Raw genomic sequence first — 13,140 nt, 5'->3', positions numbered from 1 at the left:
ATTATTTTCCTCCTTCCTCAGAAGCTTTCTTTTTTGTAGGAAGGACTTCTCCACGGTAGATCCATACTTTTACGCCTAATTTACCGTATGTTGTATCAGCTTCAACTGCTGCATAGTCAATATCAGCGCGAAGTGTATGAAGTGGAACAGTTCCTTCACTGTAAGATTCTGCACGAGCGATATCAGCTCCGCCAAGACGACCAGAAACCTGTGTTTTAATACCTTTAGCACCTGCACGCATAGCACGTTGAATAACTTGCTTTTGTGCACGACGGAATGATACACGGTTTTCTAATTGACGAGCGATGTTTTCGCCTACTAATTTAGCGTTAAGATCAGCTCTCTTAACTTCTAAAATGTTGATGTGTACACGCTTGCCTGTTAATTGGTTAAGAGCTTTACGAAGTGCTTCAACTTCAGTACCACCTTTACCAATTACCATACCAGGTTTTGCAGTGTGAATTGTAACATTTACACGATTTGCTGCACGTTCGATTTCTACTTTAGCAACAGCAGAATCTTTTAAGCGTACATTAATGTACTCACGGATTTTGATGTCTTCATGTAATAATGTAGCGTAATCTTTCTCAGCGAACCAACGAGATTCCCAGTCACGGATAACGCCGACACGAAGACCAATTGGATTAACCTTTTGACCCATCGATTATCCCTCCTTCTTTTCTGATACCACAACTGTGATGTGGCTTGTGCGTTTGTTAATTTGGCTTGCACGACCCATTGCACGTGGACGGAAACGTTTTAACGTTGGACCTTCGTCAACGAAAACTTTTTCAACAACTAGGTTGTTAATGTCCATCTCATAATTGTGCTCTGCATTTGCGATTGCAGATTTTAAAACTTTTTCTACAACTGGAGAAGCAGTTTTTGGTGTGTGGTTAAGGATAGCAATCGCTTCACCCACTTGCTTACCTCGGATTAAGTCTACTACTAAACGAACTTTACGAGGAGCAATACGAACTGTTCTCGCTACTGCTTTAGCTTGCATTGAAGTGCCTCCTCTCATTATCTTCTAGTTTTCTTATCGTCAGCAAGGTGACCTTTGTACGTACGAGTTGGTGCGAATTCACCTAACTTATGGCCAACCATATCCTCAGTGATGTACACAGGTACGTGTTTACGACCATCATATACAGCGATTGTGTGTCCGATGAACTGAGGGAAGATTGTTGAACGGCGAGACCAAGTTTTAACAACTTGTTTTTGCTCAGATGCAACTAATTTTTCCATTTTGCTCATTAAGTGATCATCGACAAATGGTCCTTTTTTTAAGCTACGAGCCATTTTGGTGCCTCCCTTCGTGATTGGCGTACGGTTCTAGAAATGAACCGTACTACAATCCCATTATTTTTTACGACGACGAACGATGAATTTGTCAGACGCTTTGTTTTTCTTACGAGTCTTGAATCCAAGAGTTGGTTTACCCCATGGAGACATTGGAGACTTACGTCCGATTGGAGAACGTCCTTCACCACCACCGTGTGGGTGATCAACCGGGTTCATTACAGAACCACGAACTGTTGGGCGTTTACCTAACCAGCGAGAGCGACCTGCTTTACCGATTTTGATAAGTTCGTGTTGTTCGTTACCTACTTGACCGATTGAAGCGCGACAAGCAGATAATACAAGACGTACTTCACCAGAAGTTAAACGTACAAGTACGTATTTACCTTCTTTACCAAGTACTTGAGCAGATGTACCAGCAGAACGAACTAATTGTCCGCCACGACCAGGCTTAAGCTCGATGTTATGAACAACAGTACCTACTGGAATGTTGATTAATGGTAATGCGTTACCGATTTTAATGTCAGCTTCTGGGCCAGACATAACTTCCATACCTACTTCTAAAGATTTAGGAGCAAGAATGTAACGTTTTTCACCGTCAACGTAGTTAATTAATGCGATATTCGCAGAGCGGTTTGGATCGTATTCGATCGTAGCAACGCGTCCTGGAATTCCATCTTTGTTACGCTTAAAGTCGATGATACGGTATTGACGCTTATGTCCGCCACCTTGATGACGTACAGTGATTTTACCTTGGTTATTACGACCAGCCTTCTTGCTTAAAGGAGCAAGTAATGACTTTTCGGGTCTATCAGTCGTGATTTCAGCGAAATCATTCGTAGTCATATTACGACGACCGTTAGTAGTTGGATTATACTTTTTGATTCCCATCTCAATTTCCCTCCTTCTTTAGTAAGAATTAAACGCCTTGGAAGATTTCGATTTCTTTGCTGTCAGCAGTTAGCTTAACGATTGCTTTACGACGACGGCTAGTAAAACCAGCGTGACGACCAACGCGTTTTGCTTTCGGCTTGTAGTTCATGATGTTCACTTTTTCTACTTTAACACCAAAGATCGCTTCAAGAGCATCTTTAACTTCTGTTTTATTAGATTTAACGTCCACATCGAACGTGTATTTTTTTTCAGCCATCATTTCCATAGAACGTTCAGTGATAACTGGGCGCTTAATGATATCACGAGGATCTCTCATTATGCAAGCACCTCCTCTACTTTTTCCACTGCCGCTTTTGTCATGATTAGCTTATCATGATGAAGCACGTCTAAAACGTTTACGCCATCAGCAGTGATTACTGTTACTCCAGGGATATTGCGAGCAGATAACTCTACAGATTCGTTTGCATCAGCAGTTACGATAAGAGCTTTCTTCTCAACAGTTAATCCTTTAAGTACTGCTAGCATATCTTTTGTTTTTGGTGCATTTAACACTAGGTCTTCAAGAACTACAATGTTGTTCTCAACTACTTTAGTAGCTAATGCAGATTTGATTGCTAAACGACGAACTTTCTTAGGAAGTTTGTACGCATAGCTTCTTGGTGTAGGTCCGAATACCGTACCACCACCACGCCATTGAGGAGAGCGGATAGACCCTTGACGAGCACGTCCAGTTCCTTTTTGACGCCATGGTTTACGACCACCACCGCGAACTTCAGAGCGAGTTTTTACTTTGTGTGTACCTTGACGTAAAGATGCACGTTGCATCATTACAGCTTCGAAAAGTACAGCTTCATTTGGTTCGATACCGAAAATAGCTTCAGCTAATTCGATTTCACCAACCTGTGAACCAGTTTGGTTATATACAGTAACTTTTGGCATTGGAATTCCTCCTTCCTATTGTGAATTATTTGCTAACCTTCACAGCGCCTTGAACAACTACAAGAGATTTCTTAGCACCTGGAACGTTACCTTTTACTAGTAATAAGTTGCGCTCAGTGTCAACTTGAACGATTTCTAAGTTTTGGATAGTAACTTGGTCTCCACCCATACGTCCAGCAAGTTTTTTGCCTTTGAATACACGGTTCGGAGCAACTGGGCCCATTGAACCTGGACGACGGTGATAGCGAGAACCATGAGACATAGGTCCGCGAGATTGTCCGTGGCGTTTGATAACACCTTGGAAACCTTTACCTTTAGAAATTCCTGTTACATCAACGATTTCACCTGTAGCGAATACGTCAACTTTTACCTCTTGACCAACCTCTAATCCGTCCACGTCTGCATCGCGGATTTCGCGAATGAAGCGCTTAGGAGTTGTAGATGCTTTAGCAGTGTGGCCTTGTTCAGGTTTGTTAGTTAACTTTTCACGTTTATCTTCAAATCCTAACTGAATTGCATTGTAGCCATCAGTTTCAGTTGTTTTCTTTTGAAGAACAACGTTTGGATTAGCAGCGATAACTGTTACTGGGATTAACTCACCGTTCTCAGCAAATACTTGAGTCATACCGATCTTTCTTCCTAAGATTCCTTTGGTCATGAGTTACACCTCCTACATTTTTAAGTTATATAAATTATAGTTTGATTTCGATATCTACACCAGATGGTAAGTCTAAACGCATTAATGAATCTACTGTTTGTGGAGTAGGACTCACGATGTCGATTAGACGTTTGTGCGTGCGCATTTCGAATTGCTCACGAGAATCTTTGTACTTATGAACAGCACGAAGAATTGTGTAAACAGTTTTTTCAGTTGGTAATGGGATCGGACCAGAAACTGTTGCCCCAGAACGCTTAGCTGTTTCTACAATTTTCTCAGCTGACTGATCAAGAATACGGTGATCGTAAGCTTTTAAACGGATACGAATTTTTTCTTTTGCCATTATTTTCCCTCCTTCGTTCGCCTATTTCTAAAATAGACCTTCTCCATGGAAATTTCCCCACACCATGCCATGGCAAAGCGGCCGGGTGTGTCAGCAACCTTCCACTTCATCGCAGTCAAAGACCAACATTGTCTATTATACAATGTTATTCGTCTAGATGCAAGCATCTTTTTGTTTGCATCTGCTTTTCTCTACTTTTGCTATTATACATGGCACTTTAAAGAATTTCAAGTTTTCATCTAACAGAATTCATTTTACAGTTTCTGGATTATCTTTTATTGTTTTTATATTACTATAGAAGAAACTCGTCAAAACAAAAAAACACTCTCTTATCCCTTATATAAACGCAAACAAAAAACCTAAGGGAAAATCCCTTAGGTTTTTTTATATCAGTTAAGATTACTCAACGATAGTAGCAACTACACCGTAACCTACTGTACGTCCACCTTCACGAATAGAGAATTTAGTTCCCTCTTCGATAGCGATTGGAGCGATAAGTTCGATAGTCATTTCGATGTTGTCACCAGGCATTACCATTTCAGTACCTTCTGGTAATTGGATGATACCAGTTACGTCAGTTGTACGGAAGTAGAACTGAGGACGGTAGTTAGCGAAGAATGGAGTGTGACGTCCACCTTCTTCTTTAGATAATACGAAAACTTCAGCTTTGAATTTAGCGTGAGCTTTTACAGAACCGCTTTTTGCAAGTACTTGTCCACGTTGGATGTCTTCACGAGCAACCCCACGAAGTAAAGCACCGATGTTGTCTCCAGCTTGAGCTTGGTCAAGAAGTTTACGGAACATCTCTACACCAGTTACAGTTGTAGAAGCATTTTCTTCAGCAAGACCGATGATTTCTACTACGTCACCAACTTTAACGATACCGCGCTCAACACGACCAGTAGCAACTGTACCACGACCTGTGATAGAGAATACGTCCTCTACAGGCATTAAGAATGGTTTGTCAGTTTCACGTTCTGGAGTTGGGATGTAAGCATCAACTTCAGCCATTAATTCAATGATTTTTGCTTCCCAATCAGCTTCTCCTTGAAGAGCTTTAAGAGCAGAACCTTTGATTACAGGAATGTCGTCGCCTGGGAATCCGTATTCAGATAATAGGTCGCGAACTTCCATTTCTACTAATTCTAATAATTCTTCGTCATCTACCATGTCGCATTTGTTTAAGAATACAACGATGTAAGGAACACCTACTTGACGAGAAAGAAGGATGTGCTCACGTGTTTGAGGCATTGGGCCATCAGCAGCAGATACTACTAAGATACCGCCGTCCATTTGAGCAGCACCAGTGATCATGTTTTTAACATAGTCAGCGTGACCTGGGCAGTCAACGTGTGCATAGTGACGAGTTTCAGTTTCGTACTCAACGTGTGCAGTTGAGATTGTGATACCGCGCTCTCTTTCTTCTGGAGCAGCATCGATTTGATCGTATCCGCGTGCTTCAGCACCACCAGCTTTTGCAAGAACTGTAGTGATCGCAGCAGTTAATGTAGTTTTACCATGGTCAACGTGGCCGATTGTACCGATGTTAACATGGGGTTTAGAACGTTCGAATTTAGCTTTAGCCATTCTAAATTCCTCCTTAGTTTATATAGGTTATTTTATATTTAGACTAGAAAGTGAAACTTACGTCCCACTTTCTAAGCTTACATAAGTAGTTATACTTGAACAATCGATAAAAATCAATTATTCACCTTTATTTTTTTTGATAATTTCTTCAGAAACAGACTTTGGTACTTCTTCATAGTGGTCAAACACCATAGAGAATGTTCCGCGTCCTTGAGTGTTAGAACGTAATGACGTTGCATAACCGAACATTTCAGAAAGTGGAACCATAGCGCGAACAACTTGTGCGTTACCGCGAGCTTCCATACCTTCTACACGTCCACGACGAGATGTTACGTCACCCATAATGTCACCCATGTACTCTTCAGGAATTACAACTTCAACTTTCATCATTGGCTCAAGAATTACTGGGCTACATTTAGAAACCGCAGCTTTAAGTGCCATAGATGCAGCGATTTTGAACGCCATCTCAGATGAATCGACATCATGGTAAGATCCGTCAACTAATGCAGCTTTAATGTCAACTAGTGGATAACCAGCTAGTACACCATTTTTAAGTGCATCTTCAAGACCTGCTCCAACAGCTGGGATGTATTCACGAGGAACTACACCACCGACGATCTTGTTTTCGAATTCGAATCCTTTACCTTCTTCGTTAGGTTCAAACTCAATCCAAACGTGACCGAATTGTCCACGACCACCAGATTGACGAGCGAACTTACCTTCAACTTTCGCAGCAGCGCGGAAAGTCTCACGGTATGCTACCTGAGGAGCACCAACGTTTGCTTCCACTTTGAATTCACGACGCATACGGTCAACGATGATATCAAGGTGAAGTTCACCCATACCAGCGATGATAGTTTGGCCAGTTTCTTGGTCAGTGTGAGCACGGAATGTTGGATCTTCTTCAGAAAGCTTAGATAATGCTGTACCCATTTTATCTTGGTCAGCTTTAGATTTTGGTTCGATAGCTACAGAGATAACTGGCTCTGGGAATTCCATAGACTCAAGGATAACAAGGCTCTTCTCGTCACAAAGAGTATCACCAGTAGTAGTATCTTTTAAACCTACAGCAGCAGCGATATCACCAGCGTAAACTGTTGAAATCTCTTCACGGCTGTTAGCGTGCATTTGTAGGATACGACCTACACGCTCACGCTTACCTTTAGTTGAGTTTTTCACGTATGATCCAGAGTTTAACACACCAGAGTACACACGGAAGAACGTTAACTTACCAACATAAGGGTCAGTCATGATTTTGAATGCTAAAGCTGCGAATGGTTCTTCATCGCTAGACTTACGTTCTACTTCTTCATCTGTATCCGGTAGAGTACCTTTAATAGCAGGTACATCTAGTGGAGATGGAAGGTAGTCGATAACTGCGTCTAACAGAATTTGAACACCTTTGTTTTTGAATGCAGAACCACAGATTACTGGGAAGAATTCTACAGAAGTTGTAGCCTTACGGATACCAGCTTTAAGCTCTTCTACAGTGATTTCTTCACCTTCTAGGTACTTCATCATCATTTCTTCATCAAGCTCAGCTACCGCTTCAATAAGTTTTCCACGGTATTCTTCAGCTAATTCTTTGTGCTCTTCAGGAATTTCAACACGTTGAATGTCTGTTCCTAAATCGTTACCGTACATGTAAGCACACTCTTCAACAAGGTCAATGATACCATTGAACTCATCTTCAGCACCGATTGGTAACTGAATTGGATGTGCGTTTGCTTGTAAACGATCGTGGATTGTTCCTACAGAGTATAAGAAATCTGCACCGATCTTATCCATTTTGTTAACGAATACGATACGAGGTACGCCGTAAGTAGTAGCCTGACGCCAAACAGTTTCTGTTTGTGGTTCTACACCAGATTGCGCATCAAGTACTGCTACAGCGCCATCAAGTACGCGTAAAGAACGTTCTACTTCTACTGTGAAATCTACGTGTCCTGGAGTATCAATGATGTTTACACGATGACCTTTCCATTGTGCTGTAGTTGCAGCAGAAGTAATTGTGATACCACGCTCTTGCTCTTGCTCCATCCAGTCCATCTGAGATGCACCTTCGTGAGTTTCACCGATTTTATGAATACGTCCTGTGTAGTACAGAATACGCTCAGTTGCTGTTGTTTTACCAGCATCGATGTGAGCCATGATACCAATATTACGAGTGTTTTCTAAAGAGAACTCTCTTGCCATTTGGTGTCTTGCTCCTTCCATATATGGATTGGATTTTTTTATTTTAAGTAGCAAAAAAGCCACTTTATATTGTTACACATGTCAGTATGTCCAGTACTCTCATTATGTAAAACGAGCGCCCGATGAAAGGGAGAGGCATTCTCCCTCTCCACACTTCCATAAGCGACAAATAAAGCGGTTTATGCTTACATTTATTTTACGTTGAATCCTACCAACGGTAATGAGCAAATGCTTTGTTAGCTTCTGCCATTTTATGAGTGTCTTCACGTTTCTTAACAGATGCACCAGCGTTGTTAGCTGCATCTAAGATTTCGTTAGCAAGACGCTCTTCCATAGTTTTTTCACCACGAAGACGAGCGTAGTTTACTAACCAACGAAGACCTAAAGTTGTACGGCGTTCTGGACGAACCTCAACTGGAACTTGGTAGTTAGCACCACCAACACGACGAGCGCGTACTTCAAGAACAGGCATGATGTTCTTAAGAGCTTGCTCGAATACTTCCATTGGCTCTTTACCAGTACGTTCGTTTACGATATCGAACGCATTATAAAGAATTGTTTGAGATTTACCTTTTTTACCGTCAACCATCATTTTGTTGATAAGGCGTGTTACTAGCTTCGAATTGTACATTGGATCTGGTAACACGTCACGTTTCGCAACAGGTCCTTTACGAGGCATATTGAGTTCCTCCTTTCATTTTAAAGTTATTATTTTTTAGCAGGTTTTGGTCTCTTAGTACCATATTTAGAACGTCCTTGCATACGTTTGTCAACACCAGCTGTGTCAAGCGCACCACGAACGATGTGGTAACGTACCCCCGGTAAATCCTTTACACGACCACCGCGAATTAATACTACGCTATGCTCTTGTAGGTTATGACCGATACCTGGGATGTAAGCTGTAACCTCGATACCGTTTGTTAAACGTACACGAGCGTATTTACGTAACGCTGAGTTAGGTTTCTTTGGAGTCATTGTACCAACACGAGTACATACACCACGTTTTTGAGGTGCAGAGATATCAGTTGATTTTTTCTTTAAAGAGTTAAAACCTTTGTTTAACGCAGGTGATTTAGATTTCCATACTTTATCAGTACGACCATTTCTCACTAATTGGTTAATAGTAGGCATTTGATTATCCTCCCTTCGCATGTTTGTATGACCACATATCCAGGTGGTTCATTATTAGTTGAAAACAAAGTTTTTGCAAGGAAGAGCAAATGCTCTCTCCTCACAAAAACAGTTTTAACTTATTATTCCTATTGCTGAAGCTCCCACTTGAATCCCCGAAGCTTTACCAAGCTTACGAACTGATTCAACTTTTGTTATGGGCACGTTATATTGCATTGCAACACGAATGATAGCATGGGTTAACCGCATGTCAGCATCCTCTGCGATGACAACTTCTTTAACTGTACCATTTTTGATTGCCTCCAATGTGCGTTTATGACCAACGACTACATTTTCAGCAGTTGATACTTTTTGATAAGACATATAAATATCCTCCAAAGCATCGTTCAGGAGCAACCTTGATTATAGTAACATTTTGACTCATACAATGTCAACTAAGATTAATTGTTTTTATACAAAATTTATGCCGGAAAATTTTACTGTTCCACATAAACCTCATCGTTTTCTACATTCATGTCATCTTGTGTTGTTTTTACAAGATCCACTTTGCGATAACGATTCATACCTGTTCCAGCAGGAACAAGTTTACCGATAATAACATTTTCTTTTAATCCTAGAAGTTCATCGCGTTTACCCTTAATTGCTGCATCAGTTAAGACACGAGTTGTTTCTTGGAACGATGCTGCAGATAAGAATGAATCTGTTTCAAGTGAAGCTTTTGTAATACCAAGTAGAACAGGTCTAGCTGTTGCTGGTTGCTTACCTTGCAGTAAGACCTTAGCATTCGCATCAGTGAACTGATGGATATCTAGTAATGTTCCTGGTAATACATCTGTTTCACCTGCATCACTTACACGAACTTTACGTAACATTTGACGTACCATTACTTCTACGTGTTTGTCACCAATTTCTACCCCTTGCATACGGTATACTTTTTGAACTTCACGTAATAAGTATTCTTGAACCGCCGTAATGTCCGTTACTTTTAGTAATTCTTTCGGATCAATAGAACCTTCTGTTAACTCTTTACCGTGGCTAATTGGCTGTCCTGGAGTTACTTTCAGACGAGCACCGTAAGGAATAGCATACGTACGAGCTTCAACTTCACCCTGTACAACTACTTCTTGGCGATCTTTAACGTCGTTGATCGCTGCGATAACACCGTCGATTTCACTGATAACTGCCTGACCTTTCGGATTACGAGCTTCGAAGATCTCTTGGATACGAGGTAAACCTTGAGTGATATCATCTCCGGCAACCCCACCTGTATGGAATGTACGCATCGTTAACTGTGTACCTGGCTCACCGATAGATTGAGCTGCGATAATACCTACCGCTTCTCCTACTTCTACGTCTGTTCCAGTTGCTAAGTTACGACCGTAACACTTCTTACATACACCGTGGCGAGTGTTACACGTAAACGCTGAACGAATGTTTACAGTTTCAACACCCGAATTTTCAACGATATGAGCGATATCTTCAGTAATTAATTGATTTTCAGCAACTAATACTTCACCTGTTTCAGGATGTTTTACAGTTTTTCTTGCAAAACGTCCAACAAGACGATCATATAATGACTCGATAACTTCATTACCCTCTTTAATCGCACCGATTAATAAACCGCGATCTGTTCCACAATCATCTTCACGAACGATTACATCTTGTGCAACGTCAACAAGACGACGTGTTAAGTAACCAGAATCGGCAGTTTTAAGTGCTGTATCAGCAAGACCTTTACGCGCACCGTGCGTAGAGATGAAGTACTCAAGTACTGTTAAACCTTCACGGAAACTCGATTTGATTGGAAGTTCGATGATACGACCAGATGGATTGGCCATAAGACCACGCATACCAGCAAGCTGAGTAAAGTTAGATGCGTTACCACGGGCACCTGAGTCACTCATCATGAAGATTGGGTTGCGTTTATTCAAGGATTTCATCAGTTTTCCTTGGATAACATCTTTTGCATTACTCCAAATAGAGATAACGCGATCGTAACGTTCTTCTTCCGTGATTAAACCGCGACGGAATTGTTTAATTACATTATCTACTTTTGCTTGTGCTTCGTGGAGAATTTCATCTTTTTCGCCTAATACAAGAATGTCAGATACCCCAACTGTAATACCAGCTTTTGTAGAGTACTTGAATCCTAAGTTTTTCATACGGTCAAGCATGCGAGACGTTTCTGTAATTTGGAAACGTTTGAATACTTCCGCAATGATGTTACCAAGGATTTTCTTGCTAAATGGCGCCACTTCTTCGCGACTAGCAATAATTTCTTTAATGTTCGCACCTTTTTCAACAAAATATTTCGCTGGTGTTTCTTTTTCAAGGTTTGAATTTGTTGGTTCATTAATATAAGGGAACGACTCTGGTAAGATTTCGTTAAATATTAATTTACCAACTGTTGTTAATAGAAGCATACTCTTTTGCTCTTCAGTAAATGTTGCGTTGTTTACTGCACTTGCAGCTACTGCAACACGTGTATGAAGATGAACATATCCATTTTGATATGCAAGCAATGCTTCGTTTGCATCTTTGAAGACCATACCTTCACCGATTGCACCTTCACGCTCAAGTGTTAAGTAATAGTTACCTAATACCATATCCTGAGATGGAGTAACAACTGGTTTACCGTCTTTCGGGTTCAAGATGTTTTGTGCCGCTAACATAAGAAGACGAGCTTCAGCTTGAGCTTCTGATGATAAAGGTACGTGAACGGCCATTTGGTCACCGTCAAAGTCCGCGTTGTATGCAGTACATACAAGTGGGTGAAGACGGATTGCGCGACCTTCTACTAATGTAGGTTCAAACGCCTGGATACCAAGACGGTGAAGTGTTGGTGCGCGGTTTAGAAGTACTGGATGTTCTTTAATCACAGACTCTAAAACGTCCCAAACTTCAGGTTGTACACGCTCGATTTTACGTTTCGCACTCTTAATGTTATGTGCTAATCCTTTTTCAACTAACTCTTTCATTACGAAAGGTTTGAACAGTTCAAGCGCCATTTCTTTTGGTAATCCACATTGATACATCTTTAAGTTCGGTCCTACAACGATTACAGAACGACCAGAGTAGTCAACACGTTTACCTAATAAGTTTTGACGGAAACGTCCTTGTTTACCTTTAAGCATGTGAGATAGTGATTTTAATGGACGGTTACCTGGTCCAGTAACTGGACGGCCACGACGACCATTATCGATTAATGCGTCTACAGCTTCTTGTAACATACGTTTTTCGTTTTGAACGATGATGCTTGGTGCACCTAAGTCCAATAGACGTTTTAAACGATTGTTACGGTTAATTACACGACGGTATAAGTCGTTTAAGTCAGAAGTAGCAAAACGTCCACCGTCTAACTGTACCATTGGGCGTAGTTCTGGCGGAATTACTGGTAGAACATCTAAGATCATCCAAGACGGTTCATTTCCAGAGTTACGGAATGCTTCTAATACTTCTAGACGTTTAATAGCACGAGTACGGCGTTGTCCTTGTGCTGTTTTTAATTCTTCTTTTAAGAAGTCTACTTCTTTATCTAAATCGATGTCTTGTAGTAGCTTTTTAATTGCTTCTGCACCCATAGCAGCTTGGAATGTGCTACCATATCGATCACGATATGCACGGTATTCTTTTTCAGAAAGTAATTGCTTCTTATCAAGTGGTGTATCTCCACTTTCTGTTACAACATAAGAAGCGAAATAAATTACTTCTTCAAGCGCGCGAGGGGACATGTCTAAGACAAGTCCCATGCGGCTCGGGATACCTTTGAAATACCAAATATGAGATACAGGAGCAGCTAATTCGATATGACCCATACGTTCACGACGTACTTTTGCACGCGTTACTTCAACGCCACATCGATCACAAACTACACCTTTATAACGTACACGTTTGTATTTTCCGCAATGACATTCCCAGTCCTTTTGTGGTCCGAAAATACGCTCACAGAACAAGCCATCTTTTTCAGGCTTTAACGTACGATAGTTAATAGTTTCTGGTTTCTTAACTTCACCGTATGACCAAGAACGAATCTTGTCAGGTGAAGCAAGTCCAATCTTCATATATTCAAAGTTATTTACATCTATCAAGG

14 protein-coding genes are annotated in these 13,140 nt (G+C 41.0%); all 14 read right to left on the bottom strand.

Annotated elements, in window-relative coordinates; genetic code table 11:
- Position 1: 1 nt before the first annotated feature.
- The 14 genes from rpsC to rpoC all read right to left on the bottom strand — a co-directional run bounded on the left by rpsC (position 2) and on the right by rpoC (position 13,138).
- Positions 2–661 (bottom strand): 30S ribosomal protein S3, encoded by a 660-nt coding sequence (rpsC, locus tag ACXKY9_RS00700; protein WP_000529956.1) that lies wholly within the window; start codon positions 659–661, stop codon positions 2–4.
- A gap of 3 nt (positions 662–664) precedes the next feature.
- Positions 665–1,006: a 50S ribosomal protein L22 gene (gene rplV, locus ACXKY9_RS00695; RefSeq protein WP_001148024.1), complete on the bottom strand. Its 342-nt coding sequence runs from the start codon at positions 1,004–1,006 to the stop codon at positions 665–667.
- A 17-nt stretch (positions 1,007–1,023) separates the two neighbouring features.
- Complete coding sequence (gene rpsS / locus ACXKY9_RS00690) at positions 1,024–1,302, bottom strand: 30S ribosomal protein S19 (RefSeq protein ID WP_000124454.1); 279 nt, start codon at positions 1,300–1,302, stop codon at positions 1,024–1,026.
- 60 nt (positions 1,303–1,362) lie between these two features.
- Positions 1,363–2,193, bottom strand: a complete 831-nt coding sequence (rplB, locus tag ACXKY9_RS00685; RefSeq protein ID WP_000511583.1) for a 50S ribosomal protein L2 — start codon at positions 2,191–2,193, stop codon at positions 1,363–1,365.
- Positions 2,194–2,221: 28 nt separating this feature from the next.
- Positions 2,222–2,512, bottom strand: coding sequence for a 50S ribosomal protein L23 (gene rplW / locus ACXKY9_RS00680; RefSeq protein WP_001205558.1), 291 nt, complete (start codon positions 2,510–2,512; stop codon positions 2,222–2,224).
- Positions 2,512–3,135: a 50S ribosomal protein L4 gene (gene rplD / locus ACXKY9_RS00675; RefSeq protein WP_001127258.1), complete on the bottom strand. Its 624-nt coding sequence runs from the start codon at positions 3,133–3,135 to the stop codon at positions 2,512–2,514. The genes rplW and rplD overlap by 1 nt, the downstream gene beginning before the upstream one ends.
- Before the next feature lie 25 nt (positions 3,136–3,160).
- Positions 3,161–3,793: a 50S ribosomal protein L3 gene (rplC, locus tag ACXKY9_RS00670; RefSeq protein WP_000160207.1), complete on the bottom strand. Its 633-nt coding sequence runs from the start codon at positions 3,791–3,793 to the stop codon at positions 3,161–3,163.
- Positions 3,794–3,827: 34 nt separating this feature from the next.
- Positions 3,828–4,136 carry a 30S ribosomal protein S10 gene (gene rpsJ / locus ACXKY9_RS00665; protein WP_001040596.1) on the bottom strand — a complete coding sequence of 103 codons (309 nt, stop codon included), beginning with the start codon at positions 4,134–4,136 and terminating at the stop codon, positions 3,828–3,830.
- A gap of 399 nt (positions 4,137–4,535) precedes the next feature.
- Positions 4,536–5,723 (bottom strand): elongation factor Tu, encoded by a 1,188-nt coding sequence (gene tuf, locus ACXKY9_RS00660; RefSeq protein ID WP_001029614.1) that lies wholly within the window; start codon positions 5,721–5,723, stop codon positions 4,536–4,538.
- Between the two features lie 117 nt (positions 5,724–5,840).
- Entirely contained in the window at positions 5,841–7,919 is a 2,079-nt protein-coding gene (gene fusA / locus ACXKY9_RS00655) for an elongation factor G (protein ID WP_000090370.1), read from the bottom strand.
- A 208-nt stretch (positions 7,920–8,127) separates the two neighbouring features.
- The gene (gene rpsG, locus ACXKY9_RS00650; RefSeq protein WP_001137491.1) at positions 8,128–8,598 is read right to left on the bottom strand and encodes a 30S ribosomal protein S7; all 471 of its coding nucleotides are present in this window, start codon (positions 8,596–8,598) and stop codon (positions 8,128–8,130) included.
- Between the two features lie 29 nt (positions 8,599–8,627).
- Positions 8,628–9,050: a 30S ribosomal protein S12 gene (gene rpsL, locus ACXKY9_RS00645; protein WP_001142341.1), complete on the bottom strand. Its 423-nt coding sequence runs from the start codon at positions 9,048–9,050 to the stop codon at positions 8,628–8,630.
- A 114-nt stretch (positions 9,051–9,164) separates the two neighbouring features.
- Complete coding sequence (locus ACXKY9_RS00640) at positions 9,165–9,413, bottom strand: 50S ribosomal protein L7ae-like protein (RefSeq protein ID WP_000121837.1); 249 nt, start codon at positions 9,411–9,413, stop codon at positions 9,165–9,167.
- A 113-nt stretch (positions 9,414–9,526) separates the two neighbouring features.
- Complete coding sequence (gene rpoC / locus ACXKY9_RS00635) at positions 9,527–13,138, bottom strand: DNA-directed RNA polymerase subunit beta' (RefSeq protein WP_000567939.1); 3,612 nt, start codon at positions 13,136–13,138, stop codon at positions 9,527–9,529.
- Between the last annotated feature and the right edge of the window lie 2 nt (positions 13,139–13,140).

Source organism: Bacillus sp. 2175 (assembly GCF_057812155.1).
This window is presented reverse-complemented; position numbering and strand designations above follow the sequence as displayed.

Bases quoted from the DNA above. Each gene is read 5' to 3' on its own strand.
- rplB (WP_000511583.1), bottom strand. From the start codon at position 2,193: ATGGGAATCAAAAAGTATAATCCAACTACTAACGGTCGTCGTAATATG.
- fusA (WP_000090370.1), bottom strand. From the start codon at position 7,919: ATGGCAAGAGAGTTCTCTTTAGAAAACACTCGTAATATTGGTATCATG.
- rplW (WP_001205558.1), bottom strand. From the start codon at position 2,512: ATGAGAGATCCTCGTGATATCATTAAGCGCCCAGTTATCACTGAACGT.
- rpsG (WP_001137491.1), bottom strand. From the start codon at position 8,598: ATGCCTCGTAAAGGACCTGTTGCGAAACGTGACGTGTTACCAGATCCA.
- rpsC (WP_000529956.1), bottom strand. From the start codon at position 661: ATGGGTCAAAAGGTTAATCCAATTGGTCTTCGTGTCGGCGTTATCCGT.
- rpsS (WP_000124454.1), bottom strand. From the start codon at position 1,302: ATGGCTCGTAGCTTAAAAAAAGGACCATTTGTCGATGATCACTTAATG.
- tuf (WP_001029614.1), bottom strand. From the start codon at position 5,723: ATGGCTAAAGCTAAATTCGAACGTTCTAAACCCCATGTTAACATCGGT.
- rplD (WP_001127258.1), bottom strand. From the start codon at position 3,135: ATGCCAAAAGTTACTGTATATAACCAAACTGGTTCACAGGTTGGTGAA.
- rplV (WP_001148024.1), bottom strand. From the start codon at position 1,006: ATGCAAGCTAAAGCAGTAGCGAGAACAGTTCGTATTGCTCCTCGTAAA.
- rpsL (WP_001142341.1), bottom strand. From the start codon at position 9,050: ATGCCTACTATTAACCAATTAGTGAGAAATGGTCGTACTGATAAAGTA.
- rplC (WP_000160207.1), bottom strand. From the start codon at position 3,793: ATGACCAAAGGAATCTTAGGAAGAAAGATCGGTATGACTCAAGTATTT.
- rpsJ (WP_001040596.1), bottom strand. From the start codon at position 4,136: ATGGCAAAAGAAAAAATTCGTATCCGTTTAAAAGCTTACGATCACCGT.
- ACXKY9_RS00640 (WP_000121837.1), bottom strand. From the start codon at position 9,413: ATGTCTTATCAAAAAGTATCAACTGCTGAAAATGTAGTCGTTGGTCAT.